Source organism: Paraburkholderia atlantica (genome assembly GCF_000092885.1).
GTDB lineage: Bacteria > Pseudomonadota > Gammaproteobacteria > Burkholderiales > Burkholderiaceae > Paraburkholderia > Paraburkholderia atlantica.
The window spans coordinates 990,343-1,008,781 of the sequence record NC_014117.1 but is presented as its reverse complement, the minus strand read 5'-3'; the positions used below and the strand labels follow the sequence as shown (position 1 = coordinate 1,008,781).

Genomic DNA, 18,439 nt, shown 5'->3' with positions numbered 1-18,439 from the left:
ACCCGTGTCGCTTACGGTCACGACAAAGGATCCTCACCTGAAGCCGAACGCTCACCCTGTCGCCCTGCCCCGCCGAATCGGTCTTCTGGGCGGCACTTTCGATCCGATCCACGACGGCCACCTCGCGCTCGCGCGGCGGTTCGCCGACGTGCTGCGGCTGACCGAACTGGTGCTGCTGCCGGCCGGCCAGCCCTGGCAGAAAGCCGACGTATCGCCCGCCGAACATCGGCTCGCGATGACGCGCGCGGCGGCCGCGTCGCTCGCGATCCCCGGCGTGACGGTGTGCGTCGCGACCGACGAAATCGAGCACGAAGGCGCGACCTACACGGTCGATACGCTGCAACGCTGGCGCGAGCGCGAAGGCGACGACGCCTCGATCACACTGCTGATCGGCGCGGATCAACTGGTGCATCTCGACACGTGGCGCGACTGGCGGCGCCTGTTCGAGCTCGCGCACATCGGCGCGGCCACGCGGCCCGGCTTCGACCTCGCGTCGGTCGCCCCCGCGGTGGCCAGGGAAATCGCCGCGCGCCGCGCCAAAGCCGAGGTGCTGCAGGCCACGCGCTGCGGCCATCTGCTGATCGACACGACGCTCGCGTTCAACGTTTCCGCCACCGACATTCGCGCGCATCTGCGCGAGCAGGTCGACCAGCGGCTGGCCCACGCGGGTACGAGTGACGCAACCCAAAATCAGGCCACGAGTCACGTCCCCGCCGCGGTGTGGGACTATATTCTTCAACATCATCTGTACCACCGGTAACTCCATGGATATTCGCAAACTGCAGCGCGTAATCGTCGACGCTCTTGAAGACGTCAAGGCGCAAGACATCAAAGTGTTCAACACCAGCCACCTGACCTCGCTGTTCGATCGCGTGATCGTCGCGAGCGGCACGTCGAACCGGCAAACCAAAGCGCTCGCCTCCAGCGTGCGCGAAGGCGTGAAGGAAGCCGGCGGCGAGATCGTCAGCACCGAGGGCGAGGACATCGGCGAATGGGTGCTGGTCGATTGCGGCGACGCGATCGTCCACATCCTGCAGCCGGCGCTGCGCCAGTACTACAACCTCGAGGAAATCTGGGGCGACAAGCCGGTGCGTATCAAGCTGTCGACGCCGAGTCCGTTCGGCGGCGCGCGCGCAAGCGAGCCCGACGACGAGGAAGACGAGGAAGCGCCGGCCGCGAAGCCCGCGCGCAAGACCACCGCGCGCCGCAAGTAAGCGGGGCGGGTCAGGCGCACCGCTACTTCCTTCGCAATGAAACTGCATATCCTCGCCGTCGGCCACAAGATGCCGGACTGGATCGCGACCGGCTTCGACGAATACGCGAAGCGCATGCCGCCCGAGCTGCGCATAGAGCTGCGCGAGATCAAACCGGAGCAGCGCTCGTCGGGCCGTTCGGCCGAAAGCGTGATGGCCGCCGAGCGGCAGAAGATCGAAGCCGCGTTGCCGAAGAACGCACGCATCGTTGCGCTCGACGAACGTGGCAAGGACTGGACCACGATGCAACTCGCGGGCGCGTTGCCGGGCTGGCAGCAGGACGGTCGCGACGTGGCCTTTCTGATCGGCGGCGCGGACGGTCTCGATCCCGAGCTGAAGGTACGCGCCGATATGATGCTGCGCGTGTCGAGCCTCACGCTGCCGCACGCGATGGTGCGCGTGCTGCTGGCCGAACAGCTGTACCGTGCGTGGACCATCACGCAAAATCACCCGTATCATCGCGCGTGAGTGCTCGAGCCAGTGCGGCGGCGTCTGGCGATCGATCGTTGTCGATGACAGGCCGCGGGTGCTCCGCTCCCTACGCTTAAGCGTATTGCAACCACTTCATGCGATGATGCGCCCGACGCGCGGTGCATCGTTGCCGTGAATGGATGCCGCGCGTCGATCGCGTCGCCGAATCAAACGGGCCCAGCCCACTCTTCCACGCCCACCCGCGCTCACCGCCTCCACGCCATCCGTTTCCCGCTCCATCGAGACCCGTTCATGCCCACGCCCACCGCTTCGCTGCATCCGTTCGTCTACCTCGCCTCGCAAAGCCCGCGCCGCCAGGAGCTGTTGCAACAGCTCGGCGTGCGGTTCGAATTGCTGCTGCCGCGCCCCGATGAAGACGCCGAAGCGCTCGAAGCCGAACGGCCCGGCGAACACGCGCGCGACTATGTGCGGCGCGTATGCATCGCGAAAGCGCATGCGGCGCGCGCGCGCCTCGTGGCCGCTGGTCACGCGGTGCGGCCGATCCTCGTCGCCGACACCACCGTCACGATCGACGACGCGATTCTCGGCAAGCCCATCGACGCCGACGATGCGGTCGCGATGCTCACACGCCTCGCGGGCCGCACGCACGAAGTGCTGACCGCGCTCGCCGTGATCGATGCCGACGGCACGCTGCTGCCCGCGGCGTTGTCGGTGTCGAAGGTGCGTTTTGCTGCAGTGCACGCAGACGCGTTGCGTCGCTACGCGGCGAGCGGCGAGCCGCTCGGCAAGGCGGGTGCGTATGGCGTGCAGGGACGCGCGGCGGAGTTTATCGAGCATATAGACGGGTCCTATTCGGGTATCATGGGTTTGCCGCTTTTTGAAACCGCTGCCCTCCTGCGTGCAGCGCGCATCGACTTCTAGAACAACACCATGAATGAAGAAATCCTGATCAATGTCACGCCGCAGGAAACGCGCGTCGCGCTCGTTCAACAGGGCGCCGTCCAGGAACTTCATGTCGAACGAACGCTGTCGCGCGGGCGCGTCGGCAATGTCTATCTCGGCAAGGTCGTGCGCGTGCTGCCGGGCATGCAATCGGCGTTCATCGACATCGGCCTCGAACGCGCGGCCTTCCTTCACGTTGCCGACATCTGGCATCCGCGTATTGCCGGCGAAGCGCAACACCAGGCACCGCATCAGCCGATCGAAAAGATCGTCTTCGAAGGTCAGACGCTGATGGTGCAGGTCGTCAAGGACCCGATCGGCACGAAGGGCGCGCGGCTGTCCACGCAAGTGAGCATCGCCGGGCGCACGCTCGTTTATCTGCCGCAGGAACCGCACATCGGCATTTCGCAGAAGATCGAAAGCGAGGCCGAACGCGAGGCCGTGCGCGCGCGCCTGACCGCCGTGCTGCCCGCCGACGAGAAAGGCGGCTACATCGTGCGCACGATCGCCGAAGATGCGACGAGCGAAGAACTTGCCGCCGACGTCGCGTATCTGCGCAAGACGTGGGCGACGATTCTTTCGCAGGCGCAGCGCATGCCGCCGACCAGCCTGCTCTACCAGGATTTGAATCTCGCGCAGCGCGTGCTGCGCGATTTCGTCAATGATGAAACGTCACGCATCCAGGTCGATTCGCGCGAGACGCATCAGATGCTCGCCGATTTCGCGGCCGAGTTCACGCCGGCGGTATCGTCGAAGCTGCATCACTACACCGGCGAGCGGCCGCTGTTCGACCTGTACAACATCGAGGCCGAGATTCAGCGCGCGCTGTCGCGTCGCGTGGACCTGAAGTCGGGCGGCTACCTCGTGATCGACCAGACCGAGGCGATGACGACGATCGATGTGAACACCGGCGGTTACGTCGGCGCGCGCAACTTCGACGACACGATCTTCAAGACCAACCTCGAGGCCGCGCATACGATCGCGCGGCAACTGCGGCTGCGCAACCTGGGCGGCGTGATCATCATCGATTTCATCGATATGGAGAACGCCGAGCATCGTGACCAGGTGCTAGGGGAACTGAAGAAAGCGTTGTCGCGCGATCGCACGCGGGTGACCGTCAATGGCTTTTCGCAACTCGGGCTCGTCGAGATGACGCGCAAGCGTACGCGTGAGTCGCTCGCGCATGTGCTGTGCGAACCGTGCCCGGTTTGCCAGGGCAAGGGGCAAGTGAAGACTGCGCGCACCGTGTGCTATGACGTGTTGCGCGAGATTCTGCGCGAATCACGACAGTTCAATCCGCGCGAGTTTCGCGTGGTCGCTTCGCAGCAGGTGATCGATCTGTTTCTCGAGGAAGAGTCGCAGCATCTGGCGATGCTGATCGATTTCATCGGCAAGCCGGTGTCGTTGCAGGTGGAGTCGAATTTGAGCCAGGAGCAGTACGATATTGTGCTGATGTAGGTATTGCCCCGGATCGGGCCGGATCATTAATACCGCGTAGAGCATCAATCGCGACCGGGCCGCCCATTGCGTCGGGCGGCTCGTCATTGTCACCACCGCCGGAGAGGAAATCGAAAGGTGGTCTGGGCGCAACGCCTGGATCACCTTTTTTGATTTTGTTGTCGTTTCGATGGTCATTCGCATCGAGGTGGGCATGGTCGGCGTGCGCGCGATGCACCCGATTCAGATTCTCGTCTTTAGCGAAAGTGATTCGCAAAGCACGGCCATTTCAGCACCACACGACGGCTCCAGAACAAATAACAGGCAAGCTCCAGCCCTCAGTTTCTGGACGTACTCATCGCCCTTCTGCTCGCTGAGCGTGGCCCCCTTCGAGTCGTCGCGACTATCGATCCACTGGATCCACGTCCGAACCTCCCCGAGTGAAAACGCGTACCGCGGCGAGATCAAAAGCCTCGACACGACATTCTGCCCGGCGAAATCAATCATGCGTTGCCCGATCACGCCAGCAAATCTTAGCTCTTCGACTTCACCGCCAACCCGGCGAAAGCGAAGCTCCAAGGCACGCGCCGCGGGATCGTGGTCAATCCCAATTAGCTCCGCATCGTGAAAGCTTGGAAAGTCCACAACGTTTCGAATATCGGTGTATGTGCCCGTGTCCATATAAGCTCCGATAAAACTCACGGCAACAGGAAAAAGGCAGGCCTGGGCCTCGTACTCCGCGATCCCAATTGTGCGCGTGAGGGATGCCCTGACCATGGTCATGGTCAAAATCAAAATCGACAACCGCCTTACCATCGTCCCCGTACAGACGCATCTGCCCGCTGCCCGCATTCGTGTACCACGTGCCCGGCTCGCCATTGTTTGGAGTCTTGGCGATCTCGAAGGAAACGCCCGCCGGCATATCCGGCTGATAGTCGAACGCCTGCGCATTGCCAAGCGGCGTTGGTACCGGCGTAACAATGGTTCCAACGGGCAACATGTCGCCCGGGCGGGCGAACCAGATCGAGAGGCCATCGTCAGCCGCCAGTCTCGGCAATTTCGGCCGCTGTAGCGAGTAGCAGAAAGCTGGAGACAGCGCGATAGAACCGAAAGAATCGATGACATTCTTGTTTGCTGGTCGACCACCCGGAACCAATAAAGCATCGCCATGCGCGCGTCGAAGCGCCCTGGAGTCCAGATAGATTCGGCATGAGCCGGCCAGCCGCTTATGGACGAAGACCTTGGCGATTGAGTGAGGAAATGCCTGTTGCAACGAGTGGAACGTATAAACTCAGCGCAACTTCCAGAGGGAGACATCTGATGCAGCTTCTCGATCACGTATCGATCGGCGTTCCCGACATCGACGCAGCCCGCCCTTTCTACGACGCCATCATGACAGCCCTCGGCGCGAGCAAAGTCTTCGACCGCCCCACCGCCTTAGGCTACGGCGAGCGTTGCACGATCGACGACACCTCATCGACCTATCTGGCCGTGTATCTCGATCCAAATGAAATAACGGATAGCAAACGTCACTGGTGCTTCAAAGCGCCGTCCCGCGCGCACGTCGATGCATTCTTCAAAGCGGGACTATCGAGTGGCGGCAAATCCGACGGCCAACCTGGCTCGAGGCCCCACTATCACCCCGGCTACTACGCGGCATTTCTGATCGACCCGGCCGGCAATCGCATCGAGGCCGTATGCCATACCGCGGAACCCGAACCTCTCCAGGCCTAAGCCGCCACCTCACACCCCGCCTGCTCCAACACGGCCTGCGCCCGGTCATGCAGATTGGAGTCGACCCTGTAACTCCGGACACAGCGTCACACTAAGGTTGCTGAATCATCGAGCGCCGAAACTCGCGAGGCGAGTGATATTTCAGTGCGCTATGGGGATGCTTCTCGTTGTAATGCCCGATCGCCGCATCCACGTCCTTGCGCTGCGCGAGTTCAACGTCGACCTCGATGCGCTGCGTGCCGCAGCAACTGTAGTTGATCACCGGATTGCTCCAGATCTGGCTATTCGGCACGAACACGATGTTGCCGTCGCCGCGTTCGATCCGCGTCGTGAACAGCTCCACCTCGTGCACGATGCCAGCCGCCGCGCCGCTGCCCTCGATCACGTCGCCGACGCGAAACGGTCGCAGCAACAACAGCATCATGCCGGCCGCGATGTTCTGCAGCGTACCTTGCAGCGCGAGGCCGATCGCGAGTCCAGCCGCGCCGAGCACGGCCAATACGCTCGCAGTCGCGATCCCGACTTCACCGAGCGCCGCGATGAAGGCGAGCACGCGCACGGCCCACGTGCCCATTGCGGCGAGCATCGGCGGGAGGGTCGGGTCCGCATGCGTGCGTTCGAGCGCCTTCGCGAACATCGCGCCGACGCGGTTCGACAACCACCAGCCGACCACGAGGATCAGCACGGCAATCGCGATATGAACGACGTCGTGCGTCAGTGTGACCAGCAGTGACGGCTGAAGATGAAAGAATCGGTAGAGGGAGTCGTTCATCGTCGGCTTGATTCGCTTGATCGATACCGAGCAGAGCAAGCACGACGCGTTCCTGTCCATCCGTCGCAAGATGCGGTACGCGACTTGCAGACCGCACGTCGATCTCGACGGCATCACGGAAATGCGCTCGATCGTCTCAAAGATTGAGATGCACTTGCTGCACCTCAGTGCTGCGCGCCGCGCTCGGCGCGATTCGCGAACTACACGCCGCGCGGCAGCGCTGCTTCGATGAACACCGCGCACAACGCTTCCATGCCCTTCGCGTCGTCCTCGTCGAAGCGCGCGACGACGGGGCTATCGACATCCCACACGCCGATCAGCGTATCGTCGGGCGCGACCAGCGGCACGACGATTTCCGACTGAGACGCCGAATCGCAGGCGATATGACCGGGAAACTCGTGCACGTCGCGCACGACCTGGGTCTGACGGGTTTGCGCGGCCGTACCGCAGACGCCCTTGCCGAGTGCAATGCGCACGCACGCGGGCTTGCCCTGGAACGGGCCGACCACCAGTTCGCGGCCGTCATGAAAGTAAAAGCCGGCCCAGTTCAGATCGCTCAACGAATGAAAGACGAACGACGAGAAATTCGCGGCGTTGGCGATCCAGTCCGTTTCGCCGGCCAGGAGCGCGCGCGCCTGCGCAACCAGTTCTTCATATTGCGCGGCTTTCGGCAGATGCGAGGTGGAGGAAACTTCGAACATGATAGTGTCCGTGAGCAGAGCGGGATGATAAACGGCAAAGTTTAAAGCAAGCGCAATCCCCGCGCGCGGATGTCGACTACGGTGACGCGCGCCGCTCGTCTACGGTCGCGCCCCTTCCATTCTCAATTTGCCCTTTTTAGTTTCTATCTTAATATTATAAATAACTCATTTCGCATTATTTTAACTCGAACTGATTTTCGCGAGTTCTATTTTGTTATATTAACCACTCCGTTCGATCTGCTTTTTAAGATACTCGATGCCAAACGCAAATTCAGATAAATCCATGAATGAAGCAGGCTATAGCGCCCTTCGTATAAATGAAGGCGTCGTTATGCGCTACTACAACGATGCACCAAAGAATCGTAATTGCACCTGGGGCATCGGCATATTAGCCCACTTCGGTCCGTGTACGGCGGAAGATGTGATGATTACCCCGCGCGATCGCAATGGCCGAAAGATCGGTCCTGCGAAGAGAAGCCGGGGACTAACGAGCCGCCGCCAACGAGAATCCGCGCCCTTCCGGCAGTCCGCACAATGACAGGCCACAAGTTTTTTGCATATGTAGCTCTCACACTGACCGCGTCGGCGAGCGTGTGCGCGGCACAAACGCCACACGCGACGATTAATGATTTCGTCGGCAATTGGGTCGTGACCGATGTCATTGACTACGCCGATATTTCTGGTGGCATCCCCGAAGCAAAACGGCTTCTCGGCATGACGATGACAATTACGCCGCAATCCATGAGCTTCGACAGTGAAACCTGCAAGCCAAACACAGGCTTTACCGTCAAACGAATCGACACGCTTTCGGCGTTGAAGTATCAGTTCGGCCTTCGCATGAATGAAACCGGATTGCCCGCTACAACCGTTGTCGTAGATAGCGACAATTGTTTTGCGGTTTTCCGGATGGACGCTAACAGGATCGTTTTCGGATGGGACGGCATCATCGTTCGCGCGCTGCGGGATCAGTGAGAGCTCGCTGAGTACCCGTCCCAGAGCCTTGGGCCTGCTACTGATCGACCCCAATGATCACGCTCGACGCCTTGAAAATCGCCGTTGCCGGCTTGCCGCTCGCGAGACCAAGACGCTCGACACTGTCGTTCGTGATGATCGCCGCGATCTGTGCGCCGCCTGCACTGATCGTCACTTCCGAATTGACCGCGCCCTTGGTCACGGCCGCGACGGTCCCTTCGATGCAGTTGCGCGCCGACACCTGGTGCTTCGCGACATCGACCATCACGATCACCGACGATGCCTTCACGAGTGCAAACGCCTGCTTGCCAGCCGCGAGCCCGAGCGATTTCGCGCTGCCGTGCGTAATGATCGCGACGATCTCGAGACCGTTCGACGTGCGCAGCGTGACTTCGTCGTTGACGGCACCGTGCCTGACATCGGTGATTTCGCCGCTGAACTGATTGCGTGCGCTGGTTTTCATAGCGTGCTCCCTGTCGATTGAAGCGCGTGGCAACGCGCCGGTGGACGGACAAAGCGAGTGTAGCGGATGCCTCGCGCGCCGCCACGGAACATCCGATGCGCCGCGGATATCGCCTACACCGTATCATCGTGGCCTTGCACCTCATACGCCGAATCTTTATGTCAGTCGCCGTTCTCTCCCGTCGTGCCTGCCGCACCGCCATGCTATGCGCCGTCGTCACGACGCTCGTCGCGTGCGGCACGCCAACGCCGCCGCATGGCACGCACGCGTTCGCCGACAACGTCACGCTGTTTCCGCTCGCCCATTACGACCAGAACGTCGATCACTGGCTCGATCCGAACAGCCCCGACTACGACCGGCCGTTTCTCAGCGCGGCCGAGCAGCGCGCGCATTTCGACGCGCTGTTCGCGCGCTACTTCGGCACCGGCGAGAATGCGCCGTCGCCATGGAATCCAACGTGGATCACGACGCGCGTGTTTCGCGAACAGGGAGAGGACATTGCCGCACTGCAACAGCGGCGCATCGAAAAGTTCGACAATACCGGCAAACATGGCAGCGTCATCGGTTACGGCGAAAACTTCCGGCCGCACGACAAGGCGTGGATCGACGCGATCGCGCGCAACACCGACGTCGCGCAGTTCACGCAAGCGCCGGGGTATCGGCCCGAGCGGCGCGCGATCGCGACCGGCAACCTGATGGTGCGCGAGCTGCCGACCACCGATCCGTCGTTCTACGACCGTCACCTGGCCGGCGAAGGCTATCCGTTCGACAACCTGCAGATTTCAGCGGTGCGGCCGGGTACGCCGCTCTATGTGCTCGGCAGCAGCGTCGACAGTGCATGGCATTACGTGCAGACGCCTGACGTGCAGGGCTGGGTGCGCAGCGACGGCGTCGCGTTTGCCGACGATCGTTTCATCGATCGATGGCGCGCGGCGGCCGGCAACTCGCTGGGGGCGGTGATCGTCGCGTCGGCGGCGGTCAGCGACAGCCGCGGCGTATTCCGCTTCAACGCACCGGCCGGGACGATGCTGCCGCTGGTGACGGGTGCCTCGGCATCGCCAGCGGCGACCACCGCCAACGCAGCCACGCTCCGGTTCCTCGTTCCCGCACGCGACGTCGATGGTGGCGCGCTGATCCGCACCGCGTCGCTCGACGCCATGCAGATCACGCCGATGCCGCTCACCGCGACGCCACGCCATCTCGCGATGCTATTGAAGGCGCTGATCGGCCGGCCGTACGGCTGGGGCAATAGCGGCCTCTACAACGACTGTTCGTCGGAACTGCAAAGCATCTTCGCCGCGTTCGGCGTATGGCTGCCGCGCCATTCGTCGACACAGATGAGCGCCGGCCGCATGATCGATCTGTCGGACTCGACGCCTGCCGAGCGGCTCGACTATCTGGCGCGGCATGGGGTGCCGCTGCGCACGCTGATCTACATCGGCGGCCACGTGATGCTGTACCTCGGCAACACGACGCGCAACGGCGCCACGGTCCCCGTCGTCTATCAGGACGTGTGGGGCCTGCGTCCGGCCGACAACAGCCGGCGCGCGGTGATCGGCGGCTCGGTGATCCTGCCGCTCGACGAGCGCATCCCCGAAGATGCGACGCTTCAGTCGCTCGCCGCGACGCGCACGTTCCAGATCAGCATCCTCGGCGCACCGGGCGGCAGCGCGGCGCCGTCGTCCGCGCCGCCAGCGGACGAGGACAATCCGGCGGGGTGAATGGCGAGGGCGACTCACCCTCGCAAGGGCCCAAAATATTTTTCTCGGGGTGTCGATCCAGCGGTCACAAACTCGTCGTAACGTTGAAGACCCAGCTCACGCAGCCGGTCTTTCCACTGAGGAACCGTTACTTCAAGGAGTCACCGTCATGTCCAGCGCCGCAGTCAAACCGATCCCGGAAGGGATGCACTCGCTCACGCCGTACCTGATCTGCAAGAACGCCGCCGAAGCGATCGCGTTCTACACGAAAGCCTTCAACGCCGTCGAACAGGTCCGTCTGCCGGGCCCCGACGGCAAGGTGATGCACGCGACCCTGAAAATCGGCGACTCGATGCTGATGCTGACCGACGAATGGCCCGAGCACCAAACCTTCGGCCCGAATACGCTGAAGGGCACGCCGGTCACCATTCACCACTACGTACCGGACGTCGACGCCAGTTTCAAACAGGCGGTCGACGCAGGCGCGACCGTCACGATGCCCGTCACCGATATGTTCTGGGGCGACCGCTACGGCCAGGTGAAGGACCCGTTCGGCCACAGCTGGTCGCTCGCGACGCACAAGCGCGACCTGAGCACCGACGAAATCCAGAAGGCGATGGCCGCGATGGATTGTTCGTCCCAAGAGAAGAAGTGACCTGAAGGTGGGCGTCGGGCGAACTCACGCCCGGCCCCGCCGACACACGTCCCGAAGGAGCAACGTCATGCAGAAAATCGCGCCGTGCCTGTGGTTCGACGGCAATGCGGAAGAAGCCGCGGCGTTCTACACGTCGGTGTTTTCGGCTTCGCGAATCGCCACTACGCTGCACTCCACGGACGCCGGCCCCGGACCGGCGGGCGAGGTTGTCGCCATCACCTTCGAAATCGAAGGCCAGGAGTTCATGGTGCTCAACGGTGGCCCGCAATATAAATTCACGCCGGCCATCTCGCTGATGGTTCACTGCGAGTCGCAGGAAGAACTCGACCGCTACTGGTCGAAGCTGCTCGACGGCGGCGAGCCGGTGGCCTGCGGCTGGCTGCGGGACCGCTTCGGCGTGTCGTGGCAGATCACGCCGAACGTGCTGCTGCAGATGCTGCGCGACCCGGATCGCGCAAAGGCAAGCCGCGTGATGGCGCAGATGATGAAGATGGTCAAGCTCGATATCGCGACGCTAGAACAGGCGTATCGCGGCGAGTAACACGGTGTCAGGCGCGGGGCGCCGCGCCTCGCCTCGCGCGATCTTTTGATAGGATCGGTCTCGACCCAACTCGGCGAGACAATCACGGTGCGCGTCAACCATCAGGCGTTCTTCTGCTCGCTGTTCATCGCGCGTCTCGCCGATCAGATCCTGCTCTTTCTGGTGCCGCTCGTCGTGTATCAAACGACGCGCCAGGTCTCGTGGTCGGGCCTCGCGTTCTTCATCGAAACGCTGCCGCGCTACCTCGTGTTCCCATTCTTTGGCGCGCTCTGCGACCGCTTCCCGCCGCTGCGTCTGATGCGGCTGAGCCAGGCGGCGCGCGCGCTCGCATGCTTCGGCGGTATCGCCGCATATGCGTTGTTCGGCGGCATCGGCTGGCTGATCGCGCTGTCGGCCGCGTGCGGGGTAATGACGAGCCAGGGGCTCGTCGCGCGCGAGGTGATGCTGCCGCAGATCTTCAGCACGCAGCAGATTCAGAAGGTGCTCGCGTACTCGCAACTGGCCGATCAGCTCGGCTTCGTGCTCGGACCGATGCTTGCCGCGCTCCTGCTCGGTGTGTGGCGTTGGGAATCGGTGGTCGCCGCGACCGGCGCGTTGTTTCTGTGCGCCGACGCGGCGCTGTTCGTCTGGCAGCGACTCAGCGGTTTTTGCGCGCCCTCGTCCGGGTCCGCTCAATCGCTCGCGCGCGCCGCTCACTGGAGCACGCCGCTGCGCATCGCGCTCAAGCACGTGTGGGCGCTGCCGGGCCTGAAGAAGGTCATCATGCTCGCGGCCGCGGAGAACCTCGTCATCGGCGTCACGCTCGCGACATCGGCGGCGATGGTGACGGGCTTGCATGCGCAATCCAACCGCTACTACGCAGCTTTGCAAACGGCCGGCGCGATCGCCACGGTGCTGGTGCTGCTGACGGTGGCGCGCGCCGGTTGGCCCGCGCGCGCGCTCGGTCTCGTCGCGTTCGTAACGATCTGCGTGGGTGGCGTGATCGCGGGCGCGAGCGCGTCGCCGTGGGGCTATGCGCTCGGCTTTCTGCTGATCGTCGGCTTCGACAAGATGTTCAACGTCTACATTCGCAGCGCCCGTTTGCAGATCATTCCGCCCGAGGACTACGGCAAGACGATCGGCGTCGCGATTTTGCTGAACAATCTGACGCAGCCGCTCGCCGGCCTGCTGGTCGGCGTGTTCTCCGCCCGTACGCAAACGGGCCCACTGATCGTCGCGCTGTCGCTGACGATGGGCGGCATTGGCGCCGCGGTATCGATCGGCTCGGCGCTGCTGCGCCGCAAGCGCGCGTGGGCGCTCGAAGACTGACAGCGCTTCGACGGCGGGACGACACGCGCAAAGTTACCCACAGTTTTTGTTGGCAAATCTGTGCATAACTTCCCTGAAAAAGCCGCAAGCCTTTGATACGGCTGTCATTTTTTCCTCTGCATCGAAGGTGCGGCAGCGCACGGAGTTTTACCTGGGTTCATGCTCGAACGGAAAGTCATGATGCACGACAGGTTCAAACGCAACCGGGAACTCGCCTGCACCCATGCCGGCGATGCATGTCGACGGGACGGCGACGCGCGTTGAAGCGACTGTCGTGGCTCGCCATCGCCGCGCCCGCGGGCTGGCTCACGAGCCGCCTGCCGTGGCGCACATGGACCGCCGACTTCCGCACCGCGACCGGCGAACTGCACGACGCATTGCTTGAGGACGGCACACAAATCACGCTGGGCAGCGCGAGCGCGATCGACGCCGCGTTCGAAGCGAACGTTCGACGCGGTCATCTGCTGGAAGGGGAAACCATGGGGCGGCCCCTGAGCGATGTCCGCGGCACAGTAGGCACGCGAGCAACTCATCCGCCTTTACTCGTGCAAACGGCCGAAGGCGTCGTCGAGGCGCGTGGCACGCAGTTCGGCGTGCAGCAACGGGATGGTTTCACGCGCGACGGCATCGCGGCACCGCACACGCTCGACCCACGCGAGGCGATGTGGACGCGTGGCCTGCTCGATGCAAACGACATGCGTATCGCGGACCTCGTCGACGAACTCGCGCGCTATCACGCCGGCGTGTTGCGCTGTGCCGCGGACGTCGCCGATCTGCGCGTGTCGGGCATTTATCAGCTCACCGATACCGACGCGACGCTCGCGCTGCTGCAGCGGACCTACCCGATCCGTCTGCGTTCGATCACCCCTTACTGGACCCTCGTCGAAGCGATCGACAGCGCGAGAATCTGACGCTCAAGCCGCCACGGCCTGCGGCAACGCGAACCCTTGCTCGCCCTGCTCGCCGCCCAGCGCATCGATCAGATCGCGCAGCATGCGGTCGAGTTCGGCCGTCATCAGCGCGACGTCGGAATCGAAGCGTTCGTCGTCGTTCTGCGCGGTCGGGTCGCTCGCTTCCTTGAGCACGTCGAGCGGCGCGATGCGCTTGATCGTCAGCGACGGCGTCAGCACGAACGACACGCGATCGTTCCACGTCATCGCAAGCCGCATGCATTGCTTGCCCGCCTCGATGTGACGGCGCATATCTTCGGCGTCCAGCGCGTGTCCGACATAGCGCACCGTCGCGTTGCCCTCGGCGGGCGAACGCAGCTCGGTGTCCTGATCGAGCGTGAAACCGGCCGGCGCGTCGCCGTCGAGCAGCCAGCCGGTCATTGCCGCGACCGGCGACTGCGCGACGCGCACCGTCATCAACGGCAACTGGTCGATCGACTTGACGAGCAGACCGCGCACATCGTCGGCGACCGCCTGCGACGCCGCGTCGATCACGAGCCAGCCGTTCGTGCAATCGATCCACACGCGCGTATCGCGGCGGATGCTGAACGCGCGCGGCCGCAACTCGTCGGTGACCTGCTCCTTCAGGTCACGCATCTGTTTGCGGCCCGGCTTGAAGCCCTGCTGTTCCTCGAGCTCGGCCGCGCGCTCGCGCGTGATCTGGGTGACCACCGACGCGGGCAGCAGCTTTTTCTCGGCACGAAACGTCAGCAGCATCTGACCGTTCATGGCGTAGACGAGCGAGTCGCCGTCGCGCGGCGGCGCCCAGCCTTGGGCCTGCATCTCGACGCTCTGGCCGGGCGCGAACGCATACGGCGCGAGCCACTTCTGCATCTGTTCAGGGGTAACGGACCACGGAGCGGGCAGACGGTGCAGCTGAAGGTTTTTGAACCACATGAGCGAAGTCGGATTTTGGCAAAGCGCAGCATTTTATCCGACGAGAACCAGCCGGGGCGTTCTGGCCGACGCGATCATTGACAAAGCTATTTTCAAAAATAAAGCGAAAATCCTTCCAGCTACAGGCCAATTATCAAACGCCATCGATGTCAGCAGAATGCGCTTCATCAACTGACTTCGGAGGAGCGCAACATGAGCAACACAACCCATCTTGTTCGTCAGACTGTCGTCGCTGTCAGCCTGGCTGGGGCGCTCGGCGCACACGCCGCGGATTCCGCGCCAAGCGCGAACGACGCCACGCTGCCCACGCCGCACCATCTCGCACTCGACCGTAGCTCCCCGCAAAGCGCCGCGGTCGTGCTCGCCGCGCGCCGCTACGCTGGTTTCTGGAACACCGGTGACGAAGCGTACGCGCGGCTCGCGCTGTCGCCCGAGTTCATCGACCGGACGCTGCCGGACGGCCGCCCGCAAGGCCCGAGCGGTCCGCTGCGGGCGTCGAAGGGATTTCGCGCGGCCGTGCCCGACCTGCACGCGGACATCGACGATCTCGTCGTGGCCGGCGACCGCGCGTCGGTGCATTTGCACTTTCGTGGCCACTTCACGGGCGAGTTTCAGAACCGGAAGGGCAACGGCCAGACCGTCGATTTCCAGGCGTTCGATCTGTATCGCGTGCAGGATGGCCGGATCGTCGAAAACTGGCACCTCGAGGACAATCTGACGGTGCTGAAGCAGCTCGGCGCGATCCAACCGTAGGCGCAGCCGTCATGGTTTTGCCGTAGCCGCGTGTCCGCGCGTTTTGGCGGCAAATCACCTAGACTTTTGGACAGGACAGACCCAGACGGAGGCGGTCATGGCCGACCAAACCGCAAGTTGGCAGACAGTGCAATACGAGGGCTTCGAGATACACGTATCGCCTGTTCCGAAGGACCCGCCCGACCCGGCGCATGCCGCCGACGCGGCCGCGCAAAACAGCCGCTACACGTATCTGGGCTACGTCTGCCATCCGGGCGCCAATCCTCAGCTTCCGGGCCATGCGGTGCCATTTCACGCGGATGGCGAGGAGAGCTTCGCGAGCGTCGACGACGCGCTCTACGAAGCGGTGCACGTGGGACGCAGCATCGTCGACGGCACGCATCCGGACTTGACGGTGCTGCCGCTCGTGACGGGCGGCGTTTGATACCCGCAGCGCGTCGAGCAGCCGTTTTCGGCTCGACGCCGGTCAGCCCAACGCGCGCTTGATGCGCGACTTCAGCAGCGCACGACGCAGCCGGCCGCTGCGCTCCGGCTCGCTGACCGCGAGCGCGCCATCGATGGCAGTGCCGCGGCGCAGGTAATAACGGTCGAACGTCGCCTGCGTCATCCCCCACTTGTTGAGGAACTGGCGGCGCCCGTCGTTCTTCACGATCTTGCCGGTGCTCTTCTGCTGGAAGTGATAGACGAGACTGTCGCCGACGCCGACGAACACGCGGCAGCCCGCGTCCCACAGCTTCATCGAGAAATCGTTGTCGCTGCTCATGCCGGGGCTCAGCTCGCTGCTGTAGCCGCCCACCTTGAACCACCAGTCGCGATGCACGAGCGTCGGCGGCCACGTCGCGCCGCGCCAGTCGGCACGCACGAGGCTGGGCGCGGCAGCGACCAGTTCGTCGACGCGAAACACCTGCGCATCGCGTCCGAAGTCGCGCACGACCACGCACGGATTGCCCGAATCGACCGGCTCGATCATCGTGCCCGACAGCATGAACAGCCCGTCGGCCGGCATCTGCGCGAGACGCTTGACGAGCGCTTCATCCCAGCCGGGACAGCAGTACATGTCGTCGTTCATGTAGACGATGTAGTCCTGCGTCGCGCGCGCCGCCGCGATATTGACCGCGTGGCAGATGCCGATATTGCCGGGCGACGCCGTGTGCTCGATGCCCTCGTCGCGCACCCACGCGAGCGTGCCGTCCGAGCCGTCGTTGACGTGCACGATGATCTGGTGCGGATACGTCGAATGACGGCGCAGGCTTTTGATCACGAGGCGCAGATAAGGCAGGTTGTTCCAGGTCGGGATGATGATTGAGAACATCGAGTCGGTCCGTTGAGCTGGGCGCGGGGCGCGGCATGCGCCGCGCCCCGGCCATGAATGTCGCGCGATTGTACCGCCCCCCGCCTGAGCGCACGACAGGCGCCGCCCCGCCGCCACGCCGCATACCGCGGGCCGACGGAACCTTACCGCGTGCGGCAGCAAGCATTTCGCAAGGAAGCGCATGGTTATAATCCGGATCGCTCTGCCGTCTTGAAAACCTCAAATGGTCCGGCGTCCCCTGCAATTTCACCACCGGAACGGTAGTGTGCTCATCGATAACTTAGACCTATGATTTTTGCTTCCAGTCTGGTCTGGCTCACGTCGGCTCTGCTGTTTCTCGCGCCCGCGGTCAATCTGATGTGGCGCGGCGGCACCGGCTACTGCTTTTTCGCACTCGTCGCGCTCGCGCTCGGCGCAGCCATCGTCAACCGGCGCATGCCGGGCTATTTCTCCGCGTTGCGAACCTATCGCTGGTACACGATCGGCATGCTCGCGTTCGTCGTCGGGATCGGCGCGCAGCAGCTGGCGCTCGGCTACTGGCTGCCACGCGAATTCGACTCGGTCGCCCGCTTCGTGTTCGCGCTGCTGGTGTTCCTGCTGCTGCGCCAATTGCCGTCGCGCAATCTGCGCATGATCGGCTGGGGCTGCGCCGCCGGCGCGCTCGCGGTCGGCGCATGGGCGATCCTGAATCCGCCGCCCGGCGGCTGGACCGACGCGAACCGGCTGAACAACTCGTACACGAACGCGATTCCGTTCGGCGATACCGCGCTGCTGCTCGCGTTCCTGTCCGTGTTCACGCTCGGCTGGGACAATCCGCGCGACTGGCGCGTGCTCGTGCCGCGCGTGCTCGCGCTGGTGTCGGGCGGCTATGCGTCGTTTCTGTCGGGCACGCGCGGCGGCTGGCTCGCGGTGCCTGTGTTCGTTGTGCTGCTCGGTATGCAGTACCACTGGTTCACGCGGAAAAAGCGCCTGCTGGTCGCGACGCTCGTGATCGTGATCGGCGCGGGCGGAGTGTTGTCGACCGAACGGGTTCAGAAGCGCTTCGCCGAAGTGCCGAACGATGTATCGATGATGCAAAAGGGCGAAGACTTCACGGCCACCGGTCTGCGCCTGCAACTGTGGAACGCGTCGCGGATAATCGTCGAGCGGCATCCGGTGTGGGGCGTCGGCAAGGGCCATCTGGTCAACGAGCTCGGCGCGATGGCCAAGCGCGGCGAGGTGAAGGCCGAGATCGTCAACGAACGCGCGCATAGCGACTTCTTCTCGACGCTCGCCGAGATGGGCGCGGTCGGCGTGATCTGTCTGCTGCTGTTCTACTACGGCATGACGGTGTATTTCTGGCGACACCGGCATGCGAGCGACCCGGCGATTCGCGCCGCGTCGTATTCGGGTCTCGCGGTCGCGTCGAGCACGGTGATCTTCGGGCTCACGATCGACGTGCTGGTGCCGGTCATGGTGACGGTACTGCTCGCGCTGCTGGTCGCGACGCTGCTGGCGATGATCGATGCACGCAAGCGCGAGTTGCGAAGCGAAACGCGGGCCGACCCGACGCCCGCCGCAGTCGTGCGCGAAACGCAGCCGCGCGACTGATTTTGATTCGACGAGAAGCGGCGGCCC

Annotated in this window: 22 protein-coding genes and 1 pseudogene; 17 read left to right on the top strand and 6 right to left on the bottom strand. The window is 63.6% G+C overall.

From position 1 onward, the window contains the following. Positions 1-4 precede the first annotated feature (4 nt). From BC1002_RS04495 to rng, 5 genes are all read left to right on the top strand, one after another. Entirely contained in the window at positions 5-760 is a 756-nt protein-coding gene (locus BC1002_RS04495; RefSeq protein WP_013088891.1) for a nicotinate-nucleotide adenylyltransferase, read from the top strand. 4 nt (positions 761-764) lie between these two features. Beyond that, positions 765-1,214 (top strand): ribosome silencing factor, encoded by a 450-nt coding sequence (rsfS, locus tag BC1002_RS04490; RefSeq protein WP_013088890.1) that lies wholly within the window; start codon positions 765-767, stop codon positions 1,212-1,214. A gap of 36 nt (positions 1,215-1,250) precedes the next feature. Next, positions 1,251-1,721: a 23S rRNA (pseudouridine(1915)-N(3))-methyltransferase RlmH gene (gene rlmH / locus BC1002_RS04485; RefSeq protein WP_013088889.1), complete on the top strand. Its 471-nt coding sequence runs from the start codon at positions 1,251-1,253 to the stop codon at positions 1,719-1,721. 255 nt (positions 1,722-1,976) lie between these two features. Then, complete coding sequence (locus BC1002_RS04480) at positions 1,977-2,606, top strand: Maf family protein (RefSeq protein WP_013088888.1); 630 nt, start codon at positions 1,977-1,979, stop codon at positions 2,604-2,606. A gap of 9 nt (positions 2,607-2,615) precedes the next feature. Next, positions 2,616-4,085 carry a ribonuclease G gene (rng, locus tag BC1002_RS04475; RefSeq protein WP_013088887.1) on the top strand — a complete coding sequence of 490 codons (1,470 nt, stop codon included), beginning with the start codon at positions 2,616-2,618 and terminating at the stop codon, positions 4,083-4,085. A gap of 222 nt (positions 4,086-4,307) precedes the next feature. Here rng and BC1002_RS04470 read toward each other — a convergent pair whose 3' ends face one another. Next, positions 4,308-4,847, bottom strand: a complete 540-nt coding sequence (locus BC1002_RS04470) for a hypothetical protein (protein WP_238537920.1) — start codon at positions 4,845-4,847, stop codon at positions 4,308-4,310. On the opposite strand from BC1002_RS04470, the gene BC1002_RS37605 reads away from it, so the two are divergent. Together BC1002_RS37605 and BC1002_RS04465 are read left to right on the top strand one after the other, a co-directional pair. Then, on the top strand, positions 4,840-5,136 hold the full coding sequence (locus BC1002_RS37605) for a hypothetical protein (RefSeq protein WP_162094066.1): 297 nt from the start codon (positions 4,840-4,842) through the stop codon (positions 5,134-5,136). The two genes, BC1002_RS04470 and BC1002_RS37605, sit on opposite strands and share 8 nt — an antisense overlap. Before the next feature lie 248 nt (positions 5,137-5,384). Then, the gene (locus tag BC1002_RS04465) at positions 5,385-5,798 is read left to right on the top strand and encodes a VOC family protein (RefSeq protein WP_013088885.1); all 414 of its coding nucleotides are present in this window, start codon (positions 5,385-5,387) and stop codon (positions 5,796-5,798) included. Between the two features lie 86 nt (positions 5,799-5,884). On the opposite strand, the pseudogene BC1002_RS04460 reads toward BC1002_RS04465, so the two are convergent. Both BC1002_RS04460 and BC1002_RS04455 read right to left on the bottom strand, forming a co-directional pair. Beyond that, positions 5,885-6,588, bottom strand: a pseudogene (locus tag BC1002_RS04460) (mechanosensitive ion channel family protein); the annotation flags it as partial. Between the two features lie 182 nt (positions 6,589-6,770). After that, on the bottom strand, positions 6,771-7,271 hold the full coding sequence (locus BC1002_RS04455) for a GAF domain-containing protein (RefSeq protein ID WP_013088883.1): 501 nt from the start codon (positions 7,269-7,271) through the stop codon (positions 6,771-6,773). A 534-nt stretch (positions 7,272-7,805) separates the two neighbouring features. Between BC1002_RS04455 and BC1002_RS04450 the strand changes: the two genes are divergently transcribed. Continuing rightward, positions 7,806-8,243 carry a hypothetical protein gene (locus tag BC1002_RS04450; RefSeq protein WP_013088882.1) on the top strand — a complete coding sequence of 146 codons (438 nt, stop codon included), beginning with the start codon at positions 7,806-7,808 and terminating at the stop codon, positions 8,241-8,243. A 37-nt stretch (positions 8,244-8,280) separates the two neighbouring features. Here the strand turns inward: BC1002_RS04450 and BC1002_RS04445 are convergent, their stop codons facing one another. Then, a complete protein-coding gene (locus BC1002_RS04445) occupies positions 8,281-8,706 on the bottom strand; it encodes a TOBE domain-containing protein (protein ID WP_013088881.1) in 426 nt (141 codons plus the stop codon). Between the two features lie 158 nt (positions 8,707-8,864). Here BC1002_RS04445 and BC1002_RS04440 point away from each other — a divergent pair, with 158 nt between their 5' ends. The 5 genes from BC1002_RS04440 (at position 8,865) to BC1002_RS04420 (ending at position 13,821) form a co-directional block, all read left to right on the top strand. After that, positions 8,865-10,427: an SH3 domain-containing C40 family peptidase gene (locus BC1002_RS04440; protein ID WP_238537918.1), complete on the top strand. Its 1,563-nt coding sequence runs from the start codon at positions 8,865-8,867 to the stop codon at positions 10,425-10,427. A 148-nt stretch (positions 10,428-10,575) separates the two neighbouring features. After that, on the top strand, positions 10,576-11,061 hold the full coding sequence (locus BC1002_RS04435; RefSeq protein WP_013088879.1) for a VOC family protein: 486 nt from the start codon (positions 10,576-10,578) through the stop codon (positions 11,059-11,061). 67 nt (positions 11,062-11,128) lie between these two features. After that, on the top strand, positions 11,129-11,602 hold the full coding sequence (locus BC1002_RS04430; protein ID WP_013088878.1) for a VOC family protein: 474 nt from the start codon (positions 11,129-11,131) through the stop codon (positions 11,600-11,602). 87 nt (positions 11,603-11,689) lie between these two features. Next, the gene (locus BC1002_RS04425; RefSeq protein ID WP_013088877.1) at positions 11,690-12,910 is read left to right on the top strand and encodes an MFS transporter; all 1,221 of its coding nucleotides are present in this window, start codon (positions 11,690-11,692) and stop codon (positions 12,908-12,910) included. A gap of 260 nt (positions 12,911-13,170) precedes the next feature. Next, entirely contained in the window at positions 13,171-13,821 is a 651-nt protein-coding gene (locus tag BC1002_RS04420) for a FecR family protein (protein ID WP_238537917.1), read from the top strand. A gap of 3 nt (positions 13,822-13,824) precedes the next feature. Here BC1002_RS04420 and BC1002_RS04415 read toward each other — a convergent pair whose 3' ends face one another. Beyond that, positions 13,825-14,757: a recombination-associated protein RdgC gene (locus BC1002_RS04415; RefSeq protein ID WP_013088875.1), complete on the bottom strand. Its 933-nt coding sequence runs from the start codon at positions 14,755-14,757 to the stop codon at positions 13,825-13,827. Here BC1002_RS04415 and BC1002_RS37600 point away from each other — a divergent pair. The 3 genes from BC1002_RS37600 (at position 14,756) to BC1002_RS04405 (ending at position 15,934) form a co-directional block, all read left to right on the top strand. Further along, on the top strand, positions 14,756-14,932 hold the full coding sequence (locus BC1002_RS37600) for a hypothetical protein (protein WP_157874647.1): 177 nt from the start codon (positions 14,756-14,758) through the stop codon (positions 14,930-14,932). The two genes, BC1002_RS04415 and BC1002_RS37600, sit on opposite strands and share 2 nt — an antisense overlap. Positions 14,933-14,949: 17 nt before the next feature. Then, the gene (locus BC1002_RS04410; RefSeq protein ID WP_013088874.1) at positions 14,950-15,510 is read left to right on the top strand and encodes an ester cyclase; all 561 of its coding nucleotides are present in this window, start codon (positions 14,950-14,952) and stop codon (positions 15,508-15,510) included. A gap of 97 nt (positions 15,511-15,607) precedes the next feature. Then, positions 15,608-15,934 (top strand): hypothetical protein, encoded by a 327-nt coding sequence (locus BC1002_RS04405; protein WP_013088873.1) that lies wholly within the window; start codon positions 15,608-15,610, stop codon positions 15,932-15,934. A gap of 42 nt (positions 15,935-15,976) precedes the next feature. On the opposite strand, the gene BC1002_RS04400 is transcribed toward BC1002_RS04405, so the two are convergent. Continuing rightward, entirely contained in the window at positions 15,977-16,822 is an 846-nt protein-coding gene (locus tag BC1002_RS04400) for a glycosyltransferase family 2 protein (protein ID WP_013088872.1), read from the bottom strand. 288 nt (positions 16,823-17,110) lie between these two features. Between BC1002_RS04400 and BC1002_RS04395 the strand changes: the two genes are divergently transcribed. Then, positions 17,111-18,412 carry an O-antigen ligase family protein gene (locus BC1002_RS04395; RefSeq protein ID WP_013088871.1) on the top strand — a complete coding sequence of 434 codons (1,302 nt, stop codon included), beginning with the start codon at positions 17,111-17,113 and terminating at the stop codon, positions 18,410-18,412. The last annotated feature ends 27 nt before the right edge of the window (positions 18,413-18,439 follow it).

Coding starts and splice junctions, on each gene's coding strand:
- BC1002_RS04430 (WP_013088878.1), top strand. CDS start 11,129: ATGCAGAAAATCGCGCCGTGCCTGTGGTTCGACGGCAATGCGGAAGAA.
- BC1002_RS04445 (WP_013088881.1), bottom strand. CDS start 8,706: ATGAAAACCAGCGCACGCAATCAGTTCAGCGGCGAAATCACCGATGTC.
- BC1002_RS04400 (WP_013088872.1), bottom strand. CDS start 16,822: ATGTTCTCAATCATCATCCCGACCTGGAACAACCTGCCTTATCTGCGC.
- rlmH (WP_013088889.1), top strand. CDS start 1,251: ATGAAACTGCATATCCTCGCCGTCGGCCACAAGATGCCGGACTGGATC.
- BC1002_RS04465 (WP_013088885.1), top strand. CDS start 5,385: ATGCAGCTTCTCGATCACGTATCGATCGGCGTTCCCGACATCGACGCA.
- BC1002_RS04395 (WP_013088871.1), top strand. CDS start 17,111: ATGATTTTTGCTTCCAGTCTGGTCTGGCTCACGTCGGCTCTGCTGTTT.
- rng (WP_013088887.1), top strand. CDS start 2,616: ATGAATGAAGAAATCCTGATCAATGTCACGCCGCAGGAAACGCGCGTC.
- BC1002_RS04450 (WP_013088882.1), top strand. CDS start 7,806: ATGACAGGCCACAAGTTTTTTGCATATGTAGCTCTCACACTGACCGCG.
- BC1002_RS04440 (WP_238537918.1), top strand. CDS start 8,865: ATGTCAGTCGCCGTTCTCTCCCGTCGTGCCTGCCGCACCGCCATGCTA.
- BC1002_RS04415 (WP_013088875.1), bottom strand. CDS start 14,757: ATGTGGTTCAAAAACCTTCAGCTGCACCGTCTGCCCGCTCCGTGGTCC.
- rsfS (WP_013088890.1), top strand. CDS start 765: ATGGATATTCGCAAACTGCAGCGCGTAATCGTCGACGCTCTTGAAGAC.
- BC1002_RS37605 (WP_162094066.1), top strand. CDS start 4,840: ATGGTCATGGTCAAAATCAAAATCGACAACCGCCTTACCATCGTCCCC.
- BC1002_RS04405 (WP_013088873.1), top strand. CDS start 15,608: ATGGCCGACCAAACCGCAAGTTGGCAGACAGTGCAATACGAGGGCTTC.
- BC1002_RS04470 (WP_238537920.1), bottom strand. CDS start 4,847: ATGACCATGGTCAGGGCATCCCTCACGCGCACAATTGGGATCGCGGAG.
- BC1002_RS04435 (WP_013088879.1), top strand. CDS start 10,576: ATGTCCAGCGCCGCAGTCAAACCGATCCCGGAAGGGATGCACTCGCTC.
- BC1002_RS04410 (WP_013088874.1), top strand. CDS start 14,950: ATGAGCAACACAACCCATCTTGTTCGTCAGACTGTCGTCGCTGTCAGC.
- BC1002_RS04455 (WP_013088883.1), bottom strand. CDS start 7,271: ATGTTCGAAGTTTCCTCCACCTCGCATCTGCCGAAAGCCGCGCAATAT.
- BC1002_RS37600 (WP_157874647.1), top strand. CDS start 14,756: ATGAGCGAAGTCGGATTTTGGCAAAGCGCAGCATTTTATCCGACGAGA.
- BC1002_RS04480 (WP_013088888.1), top strand. CDS start 1,977: ATGCCCACGCCCACCGCTTCGCTGCATCCGTTCGTCTACCTCGCCTCG.